This window comes from Amycolatopsis sp. NPDC004747 (genome assembly GCF_053601335.1).
Map to the genome: position 1 here is coordinate 55,828 of NZ_JBSGBQ010000003.1, position 20,198 is coordinate 76,025.

The 20,198-nt window shown below is 72.5% G+C and carries 20 protein-coding genes; 6 read left to right on the top strand and 14 right to left on the bottom strand.

Going from position 1 to position 20,198, the window contains the following annotated elements; genetic code table 11:
* The 5 genes from ACWEGE_RS05095 to ACWEGE_RS05115 all read right to left on the bottom strand — a co-directional run bounded on the left by ACWEGE_RS05095 (position 1) and on the right by ACWEGE_RS05115 (position 4,390).
* On the bottom strand, positions 1–1,035 hold the full coding sequence (locus ACWEGE_RS05095) for a sialidase family protein (RefSeq protein ID WP_449659140.1): 1,035 nt from the start codon (positions 1,033–1,035) through the stop codon (positions 1–3).
* 579 nt (positions 1,036–1,614) lie between these two features.
* Positions 1,615–2,235 (bottom strand): Rv1733c family protein, encoded by a 621-nt coding sequence (locus ACWEGE_RS05100; protein ID WP_449659141.1) that lies wholly within the window; start codon positions 2,233–2,235, stop codon positions 1,615–1,617.
* A 197-nt stretch (positions 2,236–2,432) separates the two neighbouring features.
* Positions 2,433–2,876, bottom strand: a complete 444-nt coding sequence (locus tag ACWEGE_RS05105) for a hypothetical protein (RefSeq protein WP_449659142.1) — start codon at positions 2,874–2,876, stop codon at positions 2,433–2,435.
* Positions 2,877–2,955: 79 nt separating this feature from the next.
* Entirely contained in the window at positions 2,956–3,939 is a 984-nt protein-coding gene (locus tag ACWEGE_RS05110; RefSeq protein WP_449659143.1) for an Acg family FMN-binding oxidoreductase, read from the bottom strand.
* 4 nt (positions 3,940–3,943) lie between these two features.
* A complete protein-coding gene (locus ACWEGE_RS05115) occupies positions 3,944–4,390 on the bottom strand; it encodes a DUF6292 family protein (protein WP_449659144.1) in 447 nt (148 codons plus the stop codon).
* Between the two features lie 461 nt (positions 4,391–4,851).
* Here ACWEGE_RS05115 and ACWEGE_RS05120 point away from each other — a divergent pair, with 461 nt between their 5' ends.
* From ACWEGE_RS05120 to ACWEGE_RS05135, 4 genes are all read left to right on the top strand, one after another.
* Complete coding sequence (locus tag ACWEGE_RS05120; RefSeq protein WP_449659145.1) at positions 4,852–5,085, top strand: SHOCT domain-containing protein; 234 nt, start codon at positions 4,852–4,854, stop codon at positions 5,083–5,085.
* Positions 5,082–5,771: an AMIN-like domain-containing (lipo)protein gene (locus ACWEGE_RS05125; RefSeq protein WP_449659146.1), complete on the top strand. Its 690-nt coding sequence runs from the start codon at positions 5,082–5,084 to the stop codon at positions 5,769–5,771. Before ACWEGE_RS05120 ends, ACWEGE_RS05125 begins: the two co-directional genes overlap by 4 nt.
* Before the next feature lie 183 nt (positions 5,772–5,954).
* Positions 5,955–7,214, top strand: coding sequence for an NAD(P)/FAD-dependent oxidoreductase (locus ACWEGE_RS05130; RefSeq protein WP_449659147.1), 1,260 nt, complete (start codon positions 5,955–5,957; stop codon positions 7,212–7,214).
* Positions 7,211–7,339, top strand: a complete 129-nt coding sequence (locus tag ACWEGE_RS05135; RefSeq protein WP_449659148.1) for a hypothetical protein — start codon at positions 7,211–7,213, stop codon at positions 7,337–7,339. The genes ACWEGE_RS05130 and ACWEGE_RS05135 overlap by 4 nt, the downstream gene beginning before the upstream one ends.
* A 54-nt stretch (positions 7,340–7,393) precedes the next feature.
* Here the strand turns inward: ACWEGE_RS05135 and ACWEGE_RS05140 are convergent, their stop codons facing one another.
* From ACWEGE_RS05140 to ACWEGE_RS05155, 4 genes are all read right to left on the bottom strand, one after another.
* Entirely contained in the window at positions 7,394–8,206 is an 813-nt protein-coding gene (locus tag ACWEGE_RS05140) for a slipin family protein (protein WP_449659149.1), read from the bottom strand.
* Positions 8,203–9,021 (bottom strand): ATP-binding cassette domain-containing protein, encoded by an 819-nt coding sequence (locus ACWEGE_RS05145; RefSeq protein WP_449659500.1) that lies wholly within the window; start codon positions 9,019–9,021, stop codon positions 8,203–8,205. The genes ACWEGE_RS05140 and ACWEGE_RS05145 overlap by 4 nt, the downstream gene beginning before the upstream one ends.
* A 10-nt stretch (positions 9,022–9,031) precedes the next feature.
* Complete coding sequence (locus ACWEGE_RS05150; RefSeq protein WP_449659150.1) at positions 9,032–9,529, bottom strand: universal stress protein; 498 nt, start codon at positions 9,527–9,529, stop codon at positions 9,032–9,034.
* A 242-nt stretch (positions 9,530–9,771) separates the two neighbouring features.
* On the bottom strand, positions 9,772–11,223 hold the full coding sequence (locus tag ACWEGE_RS05155; RefSeq protein ID WP_449659151.1) for a hypothetical protein: 1,452 nt from the start codon (positions 11,221–11,223) through the stop codon (positions 9,772–9,774).
* 46 nt (positions 11,224–11,269) lie between these two features.
* On the opposite strand from ACWEGE_RS05155, the gene ACWEGE_RS05160 reads away from it, so the two are divergent.
* Positions 11,270–11,671, top strand: coding sequence for a hypothetical protein (locus tag ACWEGE_RS05160; RefSeq protein WP_449659152.1), 402 nt, complete (start codon positions 11,270–11,272; stop codon positions 11,669–11,671).
* Positions 11,672–11,966: 295 nt separating this feature from the next.
* Here ACWEGE_RS05160 and ACWEGE_RS05165 read toward each other — a convergent pair whose 3' ends face one another.
* The 4 genes from ACWEGE_RS05165 to ACWEGE_RS05180 all read right to left on the bottom strand — a co-directional run bounded on the left by ACWEGE_RS05165 (position 11,967) and on the right by ACWEGE_RS05180 (position 17,484).
* Complete coding sequence (locus ACWEGE_RS05165; RefSeq protein WP_449659153.1) at positions 11,967–13,559, bottom strand: ABC transporter permease; 1,593 nt, start codon at positions 13,557–13,559, stop codon at positions 11,967–11,969.
* The gene (locus ACWEGE_RS05170) at positions 13,556–14,458 is read right to left on the bottom strand and encodes an ABC transporter ATP-binding protein (RefSeq protein ID WP_449659154.1); all 903 of its coding nucleotides are present in this window, start codon (positions 14,456–14,458) and stop codon (positions 13,556–13,558) included. The genes ACWEGE_RS05165 and ACWEGE_RS05170 overlap by 4 nt, the downstream gene beginning before the upstream one ends.
* The gene (gene ppsA, locus ACWEGE_RS05175) at positions 14,455–16,698 is read right to left on the bottom strand and encodes a phosphoenolpyruvate synthase (RefSeq protein ID WP_449659155.1); all 2,244 of its coding nucleotides are present in this window, start codon (positions 16,696–16,698) and stop codon (positions 14,455–14,457) included. The genes ACWEGE_RS05170 and ppsA overlap by 4 nt, the downstream gene beginning before the upstream one ends.
* 378 nt (positions 16,699–17,076) lie before the next feature.
* Positions 17,077–17,484 carry an Hsp20/alpha crystallin family protein gene (locus tag ACWEGE_RS05180; protein WP_449659156.1) on the bottom strand — a complete coding sequence of 136 codons (408 nt, stop codon included), beginning with the start codon at positions 17,482–17,484 and terminating at the stop codon, positions 17,077–17,079.
* 190 nt (positions 17,485–17,674) lie between these two features.
* Here ACWEGE_RS05180 and ACWEGE_RS05185 point away from each other — a divergent pair, with 190 nt between their 5' ends.
* On the top strand, positions 17,675–17,929 hold the full coding sequence (locus ACWEGE_RS05185; RefSeq protein ID WP_449659157.1) for a dsRBD fold-containing protein: 255 nt from the start codon (positions 17,675–17,677) through the stop codon (positions 17,927–17,929).
* A 125-nt stretch (positions 17,930–18,054) separates the two neighbouring features.
* Here the strand turns inward: ACWEGE_RS05185 and ACWEGE_RS05190 are convergent, their stop codons facing one another.
* Positions 18,055–19,710 (bottom strand): SulP family inorganic anion transporter, encoded by a 1,656-nt coding sequence (locus tag ACWEGE_RS05190; RefSeq protein ID WP_449659158.1) that lies wholly within the window; start codon positions 19,708–19,710, stop codon positions 18,055–18,057.
* Between the last annotated feature and the right edge of the window lie 488 nt (positions 19,711–20,198).

A 20,198-nucleotide genomic window follows, 5' to 3' on the forward strand; every position in this document is an offset into this window, starting at 1 on the left:
TCAGGAGGCGGTCGCGCCCGCGTTCTCGCAGTCGTCCACCGCGATGATGCCTGCCTCGACCGGCGCGGATTTTCCGTACTGCGCTCCGGTGATGACGAAGACCAGGCCACGCTTTCGAGGGCCCCGGAGACCGTCGAGGGGAAGGGCGAACCGGCTGTAGCCGGCCGGCATGGGCGAGGACAGCCGCGTCCACCTCCCGGCGTTGCCGAGGTGGCGGTTGACGAAGAAGTCCTGATTGTCGTTGTCCGAGACGATGATCGTTCCGTTCGGCCCACCCGAGTCCGTCCACGACACCACGGGCGCTCCGTTCGGCGCATCGCCATCCTGGTCGAGGAGCGGGGTGTCCCTGGCGAACCGGAACGACTCCGGGTCCTTCGCGATCCGGTAGTGCACGTGGTAGGTGTAATTGTCTTGATCGGGGTTGCCGGGGTCGTCGGGCGCCCCGAATTCGTAGGTCATGATCCACAGGCCCCGGTTCAGCCTGGCCACGGTGGTCATGCCCGGTCGTTCGGGGTACGTCGTTCCGGTCGCGTCGTCGACCACGGGACCCCACGTGCGCAGGTCCGTGCTGGTCTGGTGGGCGAGCTTCTGACCGAAGCCCGGATCTCGCTGGTCGGAGTAGTAGCAGATCAGCCTGTTGTTGTGCAGCAGCAGGAAAGGCTCCCACACCGGCGTCGCGCCGTTCGTCGTGTCGGGCGGTCCGCCCCGGGCGACCGTGCTCAGGAACTGCCAGGTGAGGCCGCCATCCGTGCTGGCGTGAAGCTGGATGTTGGTGCTGGTGAAGCTCTCCAGCCAGTTGCAGGCGAAGAGCAATGCGCCCTTGGGCAGGCCGGCGAACGCCCTGGGCAGTTCGTACAGGAACGGATGAAGGGACAGTCCGGTGGCCTCATCGGCGTCGGGCACAGTGCCCTGCTTCTCCCAGGTACGACCATCGTCGTCGCTCCGGTACAGCGGAAAACCCGGACCGCCTCCCCCTTGGAACGTCGCGAGCAGCGTCCGCGACATCCCGGCAGGCCGCCCGGCGGTGAGACGCACGGCCCGGGCGTAGGACGCCCGTCCTCCCGGGTTCGCCACGACAACGGGCCCGAACGGAGTCTCTCCAGGGACCTTTCCCGTGTCCGCGAACGCCGACCCAGGCAGTCCCAACGTCGCCCCGGCAGCAAGGCCTGCGCCTGCGCCGAGGAACATCCGACGGGAGAACCGCGAACAGCCGGCGGCCGGATCATCCGCGGGTGATGAGTGGCGATCCTGCACGATTGCCTCCTCGGTGACGCCCCGCCCACCACGCACGCCCGTGTGCATGGCCTGATTTCGGGGAGAAAGTGCGGGTTCGGCAGCGCCTCGGTGGACCACTTCGTCTGGACAGTGAACTAAACTCGCCGGCCTGGCCACTGTCAAGGACGGGGAACGGTATCCACGGCGTCTACGGCCGGATTCGGGATATGTAATTTACTCGGGATGAAAGCCCGCCCAAGATCGCGTTTCGCGATCGGTGGGTAATACTGTGTCCAAGGAGGGACGCGAACGGGAAGCGTGTTCGTGCAACAGACCGCAGCTGCGCCGAGTACGGCAAGCCGGCCCGTACCGACTCGCCGCACCGGGAGCCGCGTTCCATCAGGAGCCAGTCGGACGCTGGTCGTCGCGGCGGGTGCTGCCGGTTTGGCGTGCGGACCATTCCCGCTGCCATTCCGTGAATCGGCGGCGGTTCAGCACGTGGACCGCACCGCGGTAGAGGAACACGAGCAACGACACCGCCACTGCCCAGAGAGCTGCCGCGCCCAAGGGGGCGCCGATGACCGCTGCCGCCATGGTCAGCGGGCGTTCCGCCGGTTTGCCCGTGTCGTCCACCCAGATCCCGACCTCATGACCCGCGACCGTTCCCGCCGCCGCGTCCACCTCGCCCACTCGCTGCTGCCCATCGTGGGTCCACCACGTCGCCCGCGTCGGGCCGGAACCGAACGGCGTTCCACCGCGGCCCGTGGAGACCGGCCGGGGACCGTCGGCCAGCAGGACTGCCGTCACCGGGTAGCGCGTGGCCGTCTGCTCGCGGGACTTGGCCGCCGCGACCGAGCAGGCGCCGATACCGAACAGCACCGCTCCCACCGCTGCCGCCAGCGACAGCAGGATCACCAGGGCGAGGAGCCTGGCCTGCAGCCGGTCCGACGGGCGGACCAGCGGGCCGTCACCCGGCAGGAGACTGTGCCGCAACCGGGTCAACCGCATCCTGGTGTACATCACTCCCGCCCTCCGGGTCGCTCGGAAACGTGGGCCCAGCATCGCCGGAAGGGGTGATCGCGCCACAGGGGCGACAGTCCCCGTTCAGTGGGCCTTGAGGCTGTTTCCCCAGCCGTGGTTCCGGTGACTTCGGGCCCTGGCCACCGTCCCCGGCCGCGGGGAGCGCCCGCAACCGCGCTGTGGCGGGGTAACCGGCGTCAGCGTGGTCGCCGTAGCCCGGCGCGGATCAGGCCGGCCGCCTGGGCCGCCAGTCCGATCACCGAGCCGACCAGGCCGACGACCAGCACGATCCGCGCCGTCAACGCCCAGTCGAAGCTGCTGCCGGTGAAGTCGAAGGGGAAGACCTGCCACAACCGCGCCAGGGCGGCCAGCCCCGCGCACGTCGTCACGACGCCGTCGAGGGCGACGAGCCACTCGGGGTCCTGCCACAGCTGGACCAGGCCGGTGACCAGCCCCGCGACCAGCGCGAGGTCGACCAGGCCGAGCACCCTCGGGAACGCCGGGGTGAGGAACGGCAGGACGTCCCAGCCGGGCCAGGCGTTCACCAGGACCAGCAGGACGCCGTTCAGCACAACACCGACGAGGTAGCCGGCGCGCCGGGTCCGGACGGGGGGTCTGCGTTTCCGCACACTGGTCGTCATCGTGGACTCCGTTCTCCCACCACGATCGTCGACCCGCGGGCACGCCGGAGGCAGAGTCCTTGGTCCACGGCGGCAGGCCCTAAGGCCCGCGGCGCAGCACCTCGTCCACCGCCCGCCGCGGGCTCGGCGGATCCGCTTCCGCGGTGTAGCCGATGCGGAGGAGGACCTGGGGGAAACCGGTGAGCCCGAGGTCTTCGCACAGCGCCGAGCGCACCTCCGGCAGGTGCAGCGGCTGCGTCAGCACCGCGGCGGCCAGGCCGAGGTCGACCGCCGCGAGCCAGGCACGCTCCATCGCGTATCCGGCCCGGACGTGGTCGAGCCGGGAATCGTCCACGGTCACGAAGACCAGGAGCGTCTCCCCGGCCAGCCGGCGCTCGAGTTCGGGCGCTTCGGGGATCTCGGTCGCGCGGCGGACCAGGCCCGCCCACGGCACCGAACCGGCCGGGATCCTGCTCACGGGGATACCGACGCCGTGCCGGTGGGCTAGCTCGTCCCGGATCATCCACAACGACAGCTCACGCTGGTAGGCGCCGTCCTGCCGGAAGGTGTCCGCGGCGAAGTGCAGCAAGCGGGCGAGAGCGGCGACCTCGTGGACCCGACGGGCTTCGACGCCGGGCGCCCCGCCCGCCGCGACGATCCGCCGCACCACGGCCTCGGGCACGGCCACGCCTTCGAACGGCGCGCGGTGGCTGGCCCGGCGGGCGATGGCCCCGTAGCAGCGGAGTTCCTCGATCGCCGGGGCGGCCGGTTCGCCGACGGCGACCCGCGCCACCAGGTCCGGCTGCTCGTCCTCCGGCAGGAACGCCACCACGCAGGACCGGCCCAGCGTGCGGACCGCCAGCTCGAGGTTCGCCACCGCCGCGCCGCAGGACGCGGCTCGGTCACGGCCCTGCGGATCGTGGTGCGGCAGCGCCGGTTCGGAGCGCTCGCGCACCGACAGCTCCCCCGGGGCGGCCTCCAGCAGCCAGGGCTGCGTGTTGTGCACGGACGGCGCCCGCATCATCGACCGGACCAGCACCTCGGTCTCGGCGGGCGTCCAGCCCGGCGTCTCGGCTGTGGACACAAGATCACCCCGTCCGGGACAGGTACGGAAAAGTCCGCCGGTGGCGGCGCAGGCGATCCAGGAGTTCGCCGCGGCCACCGCACAGATCCGGCGGCACGGGCGTACAGGGCGCACCACCCGCGGACCGGACCGCCGCGACGAAGCCGCGGACCCGGGCCGGTCCGGGCACGAGCTCGCCGCCGAGGTAGGCCAGCACCAGCAGGTCCTCGCCGGAATGGGTCTCCATGGCGAACGCCCAGCCGTGCCGCTCGTCCCACAGCAGCGCCATGTCACGGCCCGGGTGGCGGGGCAGCCGCACGTCGAGGGCGATGTACGCCGAAGCCGGGGCGTCGAGGTCCACCGTGCAGGACTCCTCCCCCACCCCGACCGCGGCGCTCACCGCCGCCAGGTAGCCGGTCAGCCCGCTGCGCAGGCCGTGATCACGATCGATTCCGGTGAGCAGGAGAATCACCCTCCAACGCCTGGGGTCGTGCACCGGCCACCTCGGACCGGCTCGGTTCGGGACCGACGGTACGTTTCCGCGCGCGCCGGCGGATGGCGTCGTTGGACCCTCGCGCCGGGGACTTTCGTCACCGGAATGCGGCAGCGGCCCGGAGCGCATCCGCTGCCGACCACCGGCACACCGGAGGAATCGCTCGCGCCGGCCGGGGCCGGCCCGGTGCCCGGGCACCGAAAGTCCCCGGAGCGAAGGCACTCCGGCCCTCCCGGCGACGAGGTCCGCGGTGTCAAGGTCGAACGGGAAGCCACCCCGACGACGAGGACAGCCGATGACGGACCGAGCAGTCCCGGACGGCGCCTGCCCGAAACCGACCCGGACGGCCTCGACCTGATCCTCGGCTGCGGCGCCGCGACCTCGCCGACGTGCTGCAGCCACTCGAACACTTCCGGGCCCACCGGGAAAGGAGGCCGGCCATGCCGTACTGGAACCATCCCCACCTGGGCTGGGCCGGCGGCATCGGCATGCTCGTGCTGATGGCACTGGTCCTGGCCGCGGTCGTCACCCTCGCCGTCGTCCTCGCCCGGCGGGGACCGCAGCCGCCGCCGGCCGACACGGCCCGGCGGATCCTCGACGAACGGTTCGCCCGCGGCGAGATCGACCAGGAAGAGTACGAACGCCGCCGCAACGCCCTGGCGAGGACGAGATGACCCCGCGCGGGCAGGTGGCGCTCGTCGCGCTGGTGTGCGGCCTGGCGGTCGCCGGGTGTGGGAGCGACCGGGCCGCGGCGCCGCCGGCGAGCACGTCACCCCCGGCGTCGGTGCTCCCGGCGCCGACGCCGGCACCGGCGACCACCTCGGCCCCGACCACCACGGCCCCGACCACCACGCCCGCGCCGACGGCCATCCCGGTGCCACCGGTGTGCCGGGAAACCGCCGGCTGGCGCACGGACGCGCGTGACGCGGACTCGATGAGCCGGGACGCGCTCTACCTCGTGCGAGCCGGGCGGCATGCCTGCTTCGACCGGGTGGTCTTCGACGTCAACGGCCCGGCGGCGGTCGGCTTCGCCGTCCGGTACGAGCCGGTGGTGACCACCGACCCGAAGGGCGACCCGCTGCCGGTGCCCGGCGGCGCGGCCCTGCAGATCGTCGTCCGGGCGCCCGCGCTCGGCACCGACGATTCCGGGCACCAGCCCGGCCGGGTACTGGCCGCGGTCGGCGACACCCTCGTCAGCACCCCGGATTGGCCGTCCCTGCGGGCCGTGCGCTTCGCCGGCTCCTTCGAGGGGCTCAGCACGTTCGCCGCCGGCGTCCGGGCGAAGCTGCCGTTCCGCGTGTTCACCCAGCTCGGCCCGCAGGACCAGGTCCGGCGCGTCGTCGTCGACATCGCCCACTGACTGCCCGCTGAGCGCAGCCGGCCGACGCGGGCGCGCTGCTCACCGCGACCGCGCTACGACGGCGAAGCGGGCGAAAAGGCCGGAAGTCCTTCGCCCGCGCGGCCGAGGACTCTCCCGCCACTCCCCCGTGCGGGCGCATCGTGAAGGCGTCCGCCGACCCCATCGGAGCATCGGAGAAGACTCATGTCCCCCACCCACGTAGTCGTCCTGGGCAGCGGGTTCGCCGGGCTGGAAACCGCGTTCGCTCTGCGCGCGCTGGCGAACCCCGACCGCGTCCGGCTGACCCTCGTCTCCGACCGGGACGACTTCCTGTTCCGGCCCAACAGCATCTACCTGCCCTTCGGCGCGGCCGAGGCGCCGCTGCACGTACCACTCGCGAAACCGTTGCGGCGCCGGGAGATCGACGCCCGGATCGCCACGGCCGAAGGCGTCGACACCGACCGCGGTGTCGTGCACACCTCCCGGGAGCCGATTCCCTACGACCACCTGGTCATCGCCACCGGCGCCGCGATGCGCCCCGAGGAGGTGCCCGGCCTGGCCGAGTACGCGCGCACCGTATGGGCACCGGGGCAGCTGCACGCACTGGGCGAACAACTGCAGTGGGTGGCGCAGCACGCCCGGCACGGCCGGCTGCAGCAGGTCCTCTTCCTCGTGCCGCCGGGCAACAAGTGCGCCGGGCCGTTGTACGAGATCGCGCTGATGCTCGACACCTGGCTGCGCCGCCGCGAGGTCCGCGACAACGTCCAGATCGCCTTCACCACCTTCGAGAAGAGCTACGTGCAGGCGTTCGGGCCCAAGCTGCACGACGTCGTCGCCACGGAGTTCGCGGCCCGCGGTATCGAGGGCCGCACGGGCGCCGAGCCCGACAAGGTCAGCGAGCTCGAGGTGGCCTTCACCGACGGAACCTCGCAGGAGTTCGACCTGCTGGTGGCGTTCCCGCCGTACGTCGCCGCGCAGCGCTTCGAAGGACTTCCGGCCGACGACCGCGGATTCCTCGTCTGCGAGGAGAGCAAGCGCGAAGTCCTCGGGCACCCGGGTGTCTACGCCCCGGGCGACGCCGGCGACTTCCCGGTCAAGCAGGCGTTCCTGGCCTTGCTGCAGGCCCAGGCGGTGGCCGGGCAGATCGCCGCCGACGCCGGCGTGCACCTGCCGGGGCCGGGGTTCGAACCGGTGAGCATGTGCGTCCTGGAGATGTTCGACAAGGCGACCTTCGCGCAGGTTCCGCTGTCCGTCACCGGCGACCCCGCCCGCCCGGTGGCCGTCGACCCGGACGCGCTCGGCAGCTACCGCGTCGGCACGTCGGCCGTTTGGCGGCTGGGCAAGAAGGCCCTCGGCACGTATGTCCCGGGCCGGTTCCGCACCGGACTGCCGGTCCACGCGGGCGCCGGCTGGGACTCGATGGCCTTCGGCCTGCGAGGGGCGACGCGCTGGCTGGCCCGGTGAGCCCGGGGCGGTTCCTGTCGGCGGTCGCCTTCCCAGGCTGGTTCGAGCGCATCAACGCCTACGCCTGCTTCGCCGGGCTCGTGGTGCTCGCCACGCAGGTGGCCCGAACCGCCCGAAAGCCGTGATGGCCACCCGGCGGAACTCGAAGTTCCGCCAAGTGGCCATCACGAGCCATCCCTTCAGCGAGGCGCTGGAACCGCCGCTTCGCCGTTGGACACCGCCGCCGGAGCGGCGGCGGCCGCTTCGCGGGCCAGGAACGTGCCCAGCTCCCCGATCGTGCTCATCAGCGGCGCCGGGAACACCACCGTGCTGTTGTGGTCGACGCCGATCTCCATCAGCGTCTGCAGGTTGCGCAGCTGCAACGCCAGCGGGTGCGCCATCATCGTGTCCGACGCCGAGCCGAGCGCCGCCGCGGCCTGGGCTTCACCCTCGGCGTTGATGATCTTGGCTCGCTTCTCCCGCTCGGCCTCGGCCTGCTTGGCCATGGCCCGCTTCATCGACTCCGGCAGCTGGATGTCCTTCAGCTCCACCAAGGTCACGTCGACACCCCACTCGGTGGTGGTGACGTCGAGGATCTGCCGGATGTCCGAATTGATCTTGTCGGTCTCGGCCAGCGTCTCGTCCAAGGTGTGCTGGCCGACGACCTTCCGCAGCGTCGTCTGGGCGATCTGGTCGATCGCCGCGTAGACGTTCTCGATCGCGACCACCGACTTCGTCGCGTCCACCACGCGGAAGTACGCCACCGCCGAGACGTCGACGCTGACGTTGTCGCGCGTGATGATGCCCTGCGACTGGATCGGCATCGTGACGATCCGCAAGGACACCCGGCGCAGCACGTCGATCACCGGGATGATGAACCGCAGCCCCGGCTCACGGACCCCGACGACCCGGCCCAGCCGGAACAGCACCCCCTTCTCGTACTGCTTGACGATCCGGATCGACAGCGCCAGCAGGACGACGACGACCGCGGCGGCGATCCACCAGCCGATCATGACGCGACTCCCTTCGTTCGCACCGGGACGCTCCAGCGGTCGGAACGGCCCGCGGTCATCAGGTCGACGACCGTTTCCTTGGTCAGCTCGCCGGTGGCGAACACACCCGCCATCCGGCCGAGGTACAGCACGGCGATGCGGTCGGCGACGTCGAAGACGTCGTTCATGTTGTGCGACACCACGACCACGCCGAGCCCGCGCTCGGCGAGGCGGCCGACCAGTTGCAACACGACCTCGGTCTGCTGCACGCCGAGCGCCGCCGTCGGCTCGTCCATGATCACCAGTTTCGAATGCCACAACACGGCTTTCGCGATCGCCACCGCCTGGCGCTGGCCGCCGGAGAGCGAGCCGACCGGCTGGCGAACCGACGTCACCGTCGTCACACCGAGGCTGTGCAGGGTCTCCTTCGCGGCCAGCTCCATCCGGTCCTCGTCGAGCGACACGTGCCGGACCTTTTCCCGGCCCAGGAACATGTTCTGCACGATGTCGAGGTTGTCGCACAGCGCCAGGTCCTGGTACACGGTCTCGATGCCGAGCGCGGCGGCGTCCCGTGGGGTGCGGATCCGCACTCCCCGGCCCTGCCAGGTGATCTCGCCGGCGTCCGGGACGTGGATGCCGGCGATGCACTTGATCAGCACGGACTTGCCGGCGCCGTTGTCGCCGACGAGCGCGGTCACCTGCCCGGCCGGGACGTCGAGGTCGACTCCGGCCAAGGCCTGTACCGGCCCGAACTTCTTGGTGAGGCCCCGCACGCGCAACAGCGGCGTCCCGGCCGGATCCGCGGCGTCCGGGACTTCCGCGGGCCGCTCGGCGATGGTGGTCACTTCAGGCCTTTTCCCGGGTGACCTCGGCCAGCCGCCGGCCGAGCGGGCTGTCCGGCGTGCGCGCGGGCGGCGGGATCACCGCCACCGGGCAGTTTGCGTGCCGCAGGCAGGCGCTGCTGACCGAGCCGGCGAGCGCCGCACGCACCTTGCCCTTGCCGTGGCTGCCGACCACCAGCATGGTCGCGTCCTTCGCCCGATCGGTCAGGACCCCGGCGGGATCGCCGTCGGGCGCCGAGCACCGGGCGGTCACCCCGGTGAAGTCCTTCGTCACCGCGGTGACGAGCTTCTCCAATTCGTGGACGTGCACCCGGCGTGCCTCTTCGAGGGTCCGGTTCACGGACGCGTCATCGAGCATCGCGTCGTGCAGCCACACCGCCACGACGTCCAATTCGGCGCCGCTGGCCGCCGCCTGGCCGGCCGCCCACACGAGGGCGGCCGTGCCGGCGTCGGAACCATCGACACCGACGACGATCCGGCCTTTCGCGGTCGTTTCCGTCATCACCGCTCCTTCCGCAGTCCCCTGCACCTTCAGCGAACTCCTCTCACGCGCCGGACGAAGCGGCCGTTCTTCCTGAGCTGCAAGGACCTTGGGCCCTACGATCCGCGCCCCCGGGAGAACCATCGGCGAAAGCGGCTTCGACAGGGAGAAGCAGAGGACGGTACGGCTCGGGAGCAACGGCTTCGGCCGGATCGGACGCGCCCTCGCCTGCTCGCGCGCGACTCCACCGCCGGACCGGTCCGTCAATTCCGCCGACGCCGGCTGCCGAGCACCAGGGACGCACCGGCGGCGAAGGTCAGCAGCCCGCCCATGGCGAGCCAGCCGACGTCCACGCCGGTCGAGGCGAGGCGTCCGGTTCCCGGCCCCGCGACGACCGATCGGGCGGGTGCGGGACGAGCGGGCAGCTTCCCGTTGCCGGAGGGCGGGACCGCGTCCGGGTCCGGTTGGTCCGGCCCGGGCACGATCACGATCCAGTTCCGGTAGTAGGTGCCGTCGTCACCGCCTCGAGCGAGCCAGATCGGTGTCCGGCCCCACTGCCCCTGCCACGGACCGACGATGCCGACGTCGTAGCGGTCGGCAGGCAGGTCGAAGAACACCACGGTCCCGTCCGAGCCGCTCACCGCACGCGCCACGATCGCTCCGGTCACCTGGTTGCGCAGGTACACCTTCACTCCCGGAACCGGGTCGTACTGCGGATGACACCCGCAGCCGTAGCTGGGGGTGACGACGTACCCGACGGACTTGATCGCCCGGGCGCCGGGGACCCGAGCGGTCGCCGACACCTCGACCGCGGCGTAGTCACCGCGAGGCTGGACGCGGCAGTAGACCTCCAGGTAGCCGGCGATGGCGGCTACCTGCCGAACCGGGATGGTGATCTCGAAGGTCCGCGAAGACGCGGCCTGGACGGTGGCGCCCGGACCGGCCGGATCCAGCTCACCCAGGCCGATCGGTTGTGCGTAGTCGTTCGTCCAGCAGTACGCGGTCAGGCCGGGCACCGGACCGCGGCCGCTGTTGGCCACCGTGACGAACATCCGGGCCGTGTCGCCCTCGGCGTAAGCCGGCGCGGACAGCCTGGCGGATCCCGTGAGCCACCCGGTGATGTCGTACTCGCCCCGAAGCACCACTTCGGGTTCACTCACCCCGTCCACCGCCACGGCGGGGTAGGTGAACGTCCAGTCGGGAGAGCTGGGGTAGACGTGCCAGGTACCGGCGAGCAGGTCGTGGAAGGCGAACCGGCCCCGGCTGTCGGTCACCGTCTCGGCGGACCAGCCGGAAACCTCACCGAAGGCCTGGATGTGCAGGCCGGGAAGTACTTCACCCGGGTCGAGCACGTGGTTGCGGTTGTGGTCGCCGTAGGCGATCCCGGTGAAGCCGCCGCGCACCACCGTCAGCGGAGCCGTGATCGTGACCGAGTTGTCGGCAGGCTCCGCGTCGGGTTCGTCGGAGGTGACCTCGACCTGCAGGCGCACCACATCCTCCGTGAAGTCGGCGATGTACGCCCAGGTACTGCCCTCGGCAGCCTGCCCCGGCGCCAGGACGAGGTACATGCCGGTGAACCCGTTCCAGGTGTGGGACGTCAAGGTGCCGGAATCGGTCAGCCGAACGCCGGTGGCCGTGCCGGTGCCGGCGTTCACCACGGACACCCGCACCCAGACCGGGTCGTTCTGCCGGTAGGACGGTTGACCGAACGCCACCGTGAGCCGCAGGTCGGGCTGGTTCTCAGCGGCGGCAGCGGTCGACGTGGTCGACGTGGAAACCGATGTGGTCGACGCCGGGGTGGTGGGAGCCACCGAACCGGACGCCGACGTCGGCGCCGGTTCGGGCGAGGGCGGGTCCTTCACCGCGGTCTTCGACGGCTTCACCGACGTGGGTGACGGTTCGGGCGTCGGCGACGGTCTCGACGTCGGTGCCGGCGTTGGTTTCGAGGTCGGCCCTGGTTTTGTCGTCGGCGTCTCCGGCACGGACGGTGCCGGGGAACTCGCCACCGGCGCGGCGGAAGCCGGCGGCTCGGTCTCCGCCGCGAACACCGGCCCCGCCGAGACACCGAGGGACATCGCCACCGCCAGCGCGGCCGCCGCGGCCACCCGGGACAGTCGTTTCATCTTCGCTCCTCCCGTTCCGCGGCCGCCACTGGGCCGCTGAGGCCTTCCGGTGAGCCCCGCCCGTTCAGCGTCCGGCGGATCCCGCGAACCGGGCCCCCGGCGGGCCCGCGCACACCACCGAACGGCGCCCCCTCCGCACCCAGCCGGCCGTCGGCGCGGCCGGACTCGACCGGCCGGACCGGAGGAAGCGCGCGAGCGACGTCCTCCGCGCGGAACGGCGAGACACCGGCCCGGGCCCACCTTCGGCGGCCGGCTGCGCCAGGAACCCGGCATGCCCGAGGTCACGGAGGCGCGGCGCACGGGATCCCTCGGACATCGGCTCCTCCGTTCGTGTGCTAGCCGGTGATGTCCCGCCGCCGGAATCCGGCCACGCCCGCCGTGATCAGCGCGGCACCGAGCGCGGTGAGCCAGAGCAACGACGCGACCTGAACCGCCGCGCCCGGCAGCTTCGGCGAGTGGGTGAACGGCGACAGGTCGAGCACCCACTGGTCGAGCTTCAGCAGCGCGCCGAACTCGCCGAGCAGGAGGAACGCCACCAGCGCGGCCCACGCCGCGGTCAGCGCGCGGCCGAACAGGCCGAACACGACGGTCGCGATCCCGGTGAGCACCCACACCGCGGGCAGCTGCGCGAGCGCCGCGCCGACGAGCCGGGCCACCTCGGGCCCGATCCGGCCGAGGTACGCGCCGTTCGTCAGTCCGGCCGCCAGCCCGAGCGCGCCCAGCAACACCGCGGGCGCCCCGGCTGCGAAGACGAGACAACCGCCGAGGAGCCGACGCCGGTCCACCGCCGTGGCCAGCAGCGGCTCGACGCGCAGGGCCCGCTCCTCGGCCCGGAGCCGGGCCACTACGGCGATCACGTAGGCCGAGGTGATCACGCCGGCCGCCGCCAGCTCCGCGGCGAGGAACGCGTCGGAGATCCCCTTCTCGCCACCCAGGGCGGTGATCATGGCCTGGGCCTGGGAGTTCGTCAGCATCGAGCCGACGTTGCCGGCCAGGCTGCCGCACACGAGCCCGAGCAGCACATACGCGCTCGTCCACACGGCGAGCGTGCCGCGGTTGAGCCGCCAGGCCAGGCCCCAGGTGCTCCGCAGGGACCGCCCTGCCCCGGCGGGGCCCGGGCGGTCGGGCAGGAGGCCCGCGTCGAGGTCGCGGACCCGGGCCAGCGCGATCGCGACCCCGCCGAGCAGCACGGCCATGACGGTCGGGAGCGCGAGCACCCACCAGACGTCGCCCGCGTACGGGCGGACCTGCTCGCTCCACCCGATCGGCGAGGCCCACGAGAGCCACCGGGGTCCGGCCGAATCGCCGGCCGCGCGCAGGAAGTAGGCGGCGACCAGGAGGAGCACGGCCAGGCCCGACGCGGTCCGGGCACTCTTGGTCAGCTGGGCCGTCACCGCCGCCGCGCCGCCGAACACCAGGCCTGCGGCCGCCCAGCACAGGCCGAAGGCCAGCGAGCCGGTGACCGGCAGCCGGGTCGCGGCGAGGGCCGCCGCGGTGGCCACGCCGAGCACGACACTGGCACCCGCCGTCACGGCCAGCCCGGCGGCGAGCCCCGCGTACCGGCCCACCACGGCCGAGCCGAGCAGTTCGCGACGTCCGGCCTCCTCCTCGGCCCGGGTGTGGCGGACCGCGGTGAAGATCATCACCAGCCCGACCAGCGCGGCCCCGAACGCGGTCAGCTTGAACACCGAGGTCGCGCCCAGGGTCGGCTCGTGCACGGGACCGTACAGGGCGAGCAGTGCCGGAACGCCGTTGATGCTGTCCGCTGCCGCCCGCAGATCGGCCGCCGTCGGGTAGACCGCCATCGTCGCGGCGGCGGCGGAGGCCGCTGTCGCCGCGAAGACGACGATCCACACCGGCAGCCGGATCCGGTCACGTCGCAGCGCCAGCCGGATCAGCGCGCCCGTGCCGGTGAACGCGCCGCTCATACCGGCACCGCCTCCGGCTCGCCGCGGTAGTGGCGCAGGAACAGCTCTTCGAGCGTCGGCGGACGGCTGACCAGGCCGTGCACCCCGCACCGGCCGAGTGCGGCGAGCACCGGCGACAGCGCGGCGGTGTCCACGGTCAGCCGGACGTCGGAGCCGTCCAGGACGAAGTCGTGCACCCCGGGCAGCCGGGCCAGGCCGTCGGGCGGTCCGGCGAGCCGGGCGGTGATGGTGGTGCGGGTGAGGTGACGCAGGTCGTCGAGGCTGCCCGAGTCCACGAGCTTGCCGGCGCGGATGATGCTGACGCGGTCGCACAGGGCCTCGGCCTCGGCCAGGATGTGGCTCGAAAGCAGGACCGTGCGGCCCCGGTCGCGTTCCTCGCGGACGCACTCCCGGAAGGTCTCCTCCATCAGCGGGTCGAGCCCCGCGGTCGGCTCGTCGAGCAGCAGCAGTTCGACGTCCGAGGCGAGCGCGGCGACCACGGCGACCTTCTGCCGGTTGCCCTTCGAGTAGGCGCGGCCCTTGACCCGCGGGTCGAGTTCGAACCGGTCCAGGTAACGCTTGCGGCGCACCGGGTCGAGGCCGCCGCGCAGCCGCCCGAGCAGGTCGATGACCTCGCCGCCGGTGAGGTTCGGCCACAGGGACACCTCCCCCGGCACGTACGCCAGGCGCCGGTGCAACGCGACGGCGTCGCGCCAAGGGTCGCCACCGAGCAGCCGCAGCTCGCCACCGTCGGCACGCAGGAGCCCCAAGAGCAGGCGCAGTGTCGTGGTCTTCCCGGCGCCGTTCGGGCCGAGGAAGCCGTGCACCTCACCGGTCTCGACCGTGAGATCGAGTCCGTCGAGCGCCGTGGTGTGGCCGAAGGACTTCCGCAGGCCGTGGATTTCGATCGCCGCACTCATCGGGTGGCCTCCAGCAGGATACGGCGCTCGGCCGACGCGATCGCCGCGCGAGCGCTGCCGATGACGTCCGGGTTGACCGAGATCGACGTGATGCCGAAGCGCACCAGGTGCTCGGCGAAGCCGGGTTTGGTGGACGGCGCCTGGCCGCACAACGACGACGTGATCCCGCGATGCCGCGCGATGCGCACGATCCGCTCGATGGCGTCCAGCACCGCCGGGTCGCTCTCGTCGAACAGCTCCGCGCAGACCGCCGAGTCGCGGTCGACGCCCAGCATCAGCTGGGTGAGGTCGTTGCTGCCGATGGACACGCCGTCGATGCCCATCCCGGCGTACTCGCCCAGCCAGTGCACCACCGAGGGCACCTCGGCCATCACCCAGCGGTGCAGGCCGCGCTGCCGGCCGAGCGGGCTCGCGTCGACCAGCTCCAGGCACTCCTCCAGCTCCCACTTCGTCCGCACGAACGGGATCATCAGGTGCAGGTTCGGCGACTGCTCGCGCACCCGCGCCAGGGTCTCCAGCTCGAGGGCGAACAGATCGCGTTCGCGCACGTACCGGTAGCAGCCGCGGTAGCCGATCATCGGGTTGCTCTCCACCGGCTCGAACGCCTCGCCGCCGGCCAGGCCGCGGAACTCGTTGGTCCGCAGGTCGGTCGCGCGGTAGACGACCGGACGGGTGCCGAACGGTTTGGTGATCTTCAGCAGCGACTCCGCCATGTTGTCCACAAAGGACCGTTCTTCGCCCTTGGCGAGCAAGTCGCGCGGATGCCTGCCCCCGAGTGCTTCGGTGAGCAGGAACTCCGCCCGCAGCAGGCCGACGCCGTCCACCGCCTGCGCGGCGACCTCCTCGGCGTGCTCGGGCATGGCGAGGTTGCCGTACAGCTTGGTGCCGATGGCCTCCGGCGCGACCGGGGTCACGACCGGCGCCGCACGGGTGGCTTCGTGCTTGGCCGCGCCGGAGCGCACCTCGCCCTGCGTGCCGTCGACGGTGACCAGGCTGCGGTCGGCCAGGACGCGGGTCGCGTCACCCGTGCCGACCACCGCCGGCACCCCCAGCTCGCGAGCGACGACCGCCGCGTGACAGGTCATGCCGCCGCCGTCGGTGACCACCGCGGCCGCCCGCCGGATCGCCGGCACCCAGTCCGGGTTGGTCATCGGCGCGACCAGGACCTCCCCGTCGCGCAGGTGCTTCGCCTCGACCGGGTCGCGCAGCACGCGGACCGCACCGCTGCCCTCGCCCGGCGACGCACCGAGCCCGGTCACCAACGCCGTGGTGGCCGCCGGCGCCGGCGGCGGCAGGGTGGTGATCGGGCGGGACTGCACCAGGAAGATCTGGTGGTCGGCGATCGCGAACTCGATGTCCTGCGGGACGCCGTAGTGCTCTTCGACGCGGATGGCCATCCGGGCCAGTTCCAGCACGACGGTCTCGCTCAGCACGCGGCGCCCGCCCGCGGGCTCCGGCAGCTGGACCGTGACGTCGCCACCGCCCTCGTCCGCAACGATCTTGTGGGTCTGCCGCCCGATCCGGACCGAGTGGACGAGCAGGTCCTTCTTGCCGACGACGTAGGTGTCGGGTTCGACGGCGCCGCTGACGATCGCCTCGCCCTGGCCGAACACGGCCTCGATGACCACGCGGTCGCGGTCGCCGGAGCGCGGGTCGGCGGTGAAGACGACGCCGGAGCGTTCGGAGCGGATCATGCGCTGCACGACGACGGCGATCGCCGGCTCGCCGGTGAACCCGCGGCTGGCCCGGTAGCTGACCACCCGCGGGCTGAACAGCGACGTCCAGCAGTCGATGACGTGCTCGGCGACGGCGTGGTCACCCCAGATGTTGGTGTAGGTGGCGTTCATCCCGGCGAACGAGGCTTCGGCGCCGTCCTCGCCGGTGGCCGACGAGCGGATGGCGACCGGCTTCGAGGCGCCGAGCTCGCGGTAGGCCTCGGCGATCTCCTCCCGCAGCTCGCCGGTGAGCCCGGCGAGCCGGACGAGGTCGCGGATGCGGTCGCACTGCTCGGCCAGGAAGCCCGCGTCGTCGACGTTGGCCAGTGCCTTGGCGTGCAGGTCGGCCACCTCGGAACGGACGCCCGCCTTCTCGAGCGCGGCCCAGTAGCCGTCACGCGAGATGACGAAACCGCCCGGCACGGGAAACCCGGCCGAGATCAGCTCGCCGAGGTTGGCACCCTTGCCGCCGACGGTCTCGTCGTCGGCGAGCCGGATCTCGGCCAGGTCGCGTACGTACGTCATCGGAGTCCTCCTGTTCTGGCCGGCGCGCGCCGACGACACCGCGCCACCGCCCGGCTCACCGCGCGGGCGAGGACGCCGGCCGGCCGGACGTCGGCGCGGCCGGTGCGGCGGCGGTCATCGCGGTCTGTCCCGTCGCGGAGCCGGATGCTCCGCCTTCGGTCATGGTCGCCCTGGCCGCTGGACCGGCACCGGAGCAGAAAGTCCCCCGATCCGGCGGAATTCGTCCCTGCCGACGCCTGCTCACCGTCCGCACGAGCGGTCGGCCCCAGCGCACGAGCACCACGTCACCGTGCGCGAGTAAGGCCCGGGTCATCGCATCTCCTCGGGCACGAGGGTGGGCGCGGCCGACCGAGGGCCGCGCCCACCGCGGAGGGTCACCTAGTTCTTGGTGACCTGGATCTTGACGTGCTTGTCGCGCGGGTGCTCCGAAACGGGCATCGAAACCTCGAGGATGCCGTCGGTGTACGTCGCCTTCACCTTCGCCGGGTCCGCCCCGGCCGGCAGGCTGACCGTGCGGCTGAAGGTGCCGTAGTAGAACTCACTACGGCCTTCGGCGGTCTCCTTCGCCTCACGCTCGGCGGAGATGGTCAGCAGCCCGTTGTGCGTGGTCACGGAGACGTGCTTCTCCGGGTCGAAACCGGGCAGCTCGGCCCGCACGAGGTACCGTCCGTCCTCAGTGGACTCCTCGATCCGGACCGGGTTGTGCTCGGCGAACGGCCAGGGGTTCTCCAGCCACGCCGCGATGCTCGGCAACGCCAGGCGTGAGCCCGGCACCAGGGCAGTCATCGTTCTCTCCTCTCCGCGACATCGGGGTCGCAAGACAAGGAGACCTCGGGGAAGGGGGCCGGCGACGCGGGAGGATGGCCCGAACCGCGAGGACCTTCGTCACCGAAACGTTGCCGGGGACTTTGGGCCCTTCACCCCATCCGGCGGCAGTGCCACTCTCGGAGGTCCGGGGGAGAACGGGACACCGGACATGAGCACACCCGAATCCTGGCGGTTCTCCGCAGCAGTCGATCACGGTCCGGGCCGCACCAGGGCCCAGCTCGTGCTGCGTACTCCCGACGGGCACGAGTTTTCCGGAGTGGGACTCGCCCAGCCCGCCGGTTCGGCCAGGGTCGCCGGCTACCTCGCGTTGTGCCGCGCGATGTCCGACCTCACCGAAGAACTGCTGGAAGCTGCGGCGGTGGAGCTGGAAGCCATGAACCAACGCGTGCGAAGCGTTCGATGACAGCCTTTTCCTTGCCGTCCAAGATCTTCCTCCGGTCAGCAGCCACCGGCCCGGGCCCCCGGGCCTGCGGCACGGCGCGCCGCGCCTGGTCGCCGCGATCGTTCGTCCCGGCACCGGGGACGCGGTCAACGCCCGGCCGCGGCCCAGCCCCGGTAGGCGGCCACCGCCGTCGGGAGGGTCGGGAAGATCCGTTCCTCCCCCACCTTCGCCACCAGCCCCGCCGCGACCAGGTCGTCCCGCAGGTCCTGCTTCACCCGCGCCATCGCGAACACCACCCCGCGCCGGCCCAGCTCCTCCCGGAGGCGATCGAGGGCGTCGGCCGCGGTCACGTCGAGCTCGACGTTCGCCTCCGCGTTCAGCACGAACCACCGTGCCTGTCCGTCCGCCGCCGCCAGTGCGCGACGGCGGAAGTCCTCCGCGTTGGCGAAGCACAGGGGCGCGTCGTAGCGGTAGACGACCAGGCCGGGCTCGGTCGTCGCGGCCGGGTAGTCGTCGACGTCGTGCATGCCCGCCAAGCCCGGCACCGTGCCGAGGATCCCGTCGTGCGGCCGGGCGATCCGGCGCAGCAGGTCCAGAATGGACAGTCCGACCGCGGCCAGCACGCCGTAGAGGACGCCCAGCCCGAGCACCCCGGCCGTGGTGAGCAACGCGAGCACGAGCTCGCTGCGCCGGAACCGCGCGAACCTCCGCAGCTCGCCGACATCGACGAGGTGCCACGCGGCGAAGACCACCAGCGCGCCGAGCGCCGCCTTGGGGAACGCCGCCAGCAGCGGCCGGGCGAACAGCACCGCGAGCACCACGGTCCCCAGCGCGACCAGCGAGTGCAGCTGGGTGCGGCCGCCCACCGCCGCGCCGAGCGCGGTCCGGCTGCCGCTGCTGCTCACCGGGAACCCGTGCAGCAGCCCGGCGGTCACGTTCGCCGCGGCCAGCGCGCGCAGCTCCTGGTCGGCGTCGATCTCTTCGCCCCGCCGGGCCGCGAACGCCCGGGCCGTCAGCACGTTGTCGGAGAACGCGACGATCGCGATCCCCACCGCCGGCAGCACCAGCTGCCCGGCATCGGCCGCCGACACCCCGGAGACGGCGGGCGGCAGGCCGGCGGGCAGCGCGCCGACGACGTCGAGGCCCGCGAGCCCGGATGCGACCGCGGCCGCCACGACCATCGCGACCAACGGCCCCGGCGCCCACGGGGCGAGCCGTTCCAGGAGGAACAGCAGGGCCAGCACGCCCGCGGCGAGCCCGACGGCCGGCCAATGCACGTGCCCGAGCCCGGCCAGGAAGGACCGGATCTGCGCGACGAACTCGCCACCGCCGACCGGCACGCCGGTCACCTTCCCGAGCTGGCCCGCGACCATCAGCACCGCGATCCCGGCCAGGTACCCGGTGAGCACCGGCTTCGACAGCAGCTCGGCGAGCACCCCGAGCCGGGCCAGCCCGGCCACCAGGCACAGGCAGCCGACCATGATCGCGAGTACGGCCGCCAGGGCCGCGTAGTGGCCGGGATCGCCCGCGGCAAGGGGCATCAGCACCGCCGCGGTCATCAGCGCCGTGGTCGACTCGGGCCCGACCGACAGCTGCCGCGACGAACCCAGCAGCGCGTACACCGCGAGCGGGCCGAGCGCCGCCCACAGTCCGGCGACCGGCGGCAGCCCGGCGACCTCGGCGTAGGCCATCACCTGCGGCACGAGGTAGGCCGCGACCGTCACGCCGGCGACGACGTCCCCGCGCAGCCAGTCGCGCCGGTACTGGCGCAGGCGCGCGAGCCCGGGCAGCACGGAATTCATGAAGTCGAGGATGCGGGCCGTGCGGACGTGCGGGCTGCGGCCGGAAGACCCTCCCGGCGAGGACTTCCGGCCGCAGCTCCCGGCTCTGGCGGCGGCCTGCGGCCGGACCACGACAGCCGTACCCGGGAGTCGCCGATGAGCGCGAGGGGCACGCTTCGGCCGACGACCCACCCCGCCCGGCAGCAGAACCGCACCTGGCCCCGCAGGCCGTCGCCGACGCCGGGGAGCGGCTGCTCACCCTGAACGTCGCCATCGACCAGCTCGCCGGCGACATCTCCGTCCGCTGCCCGTCCTGCGGCGACACCCCCGCCACCCACGCCACCCGCCAGCTCGTCCGCGCCTGCCGCGCCGGCATGGCCGCCTCCCGCGACCACTGAGCCCGGCCGGCAACGCGTCCGCGACCGCGGGGCGAAGGGACCTTCGACGCGAGCTGAGGACTTGCGACCCTTCCGGCGACCGGTCGCCGCCGAGAAGGTCGGGCCGGCCGG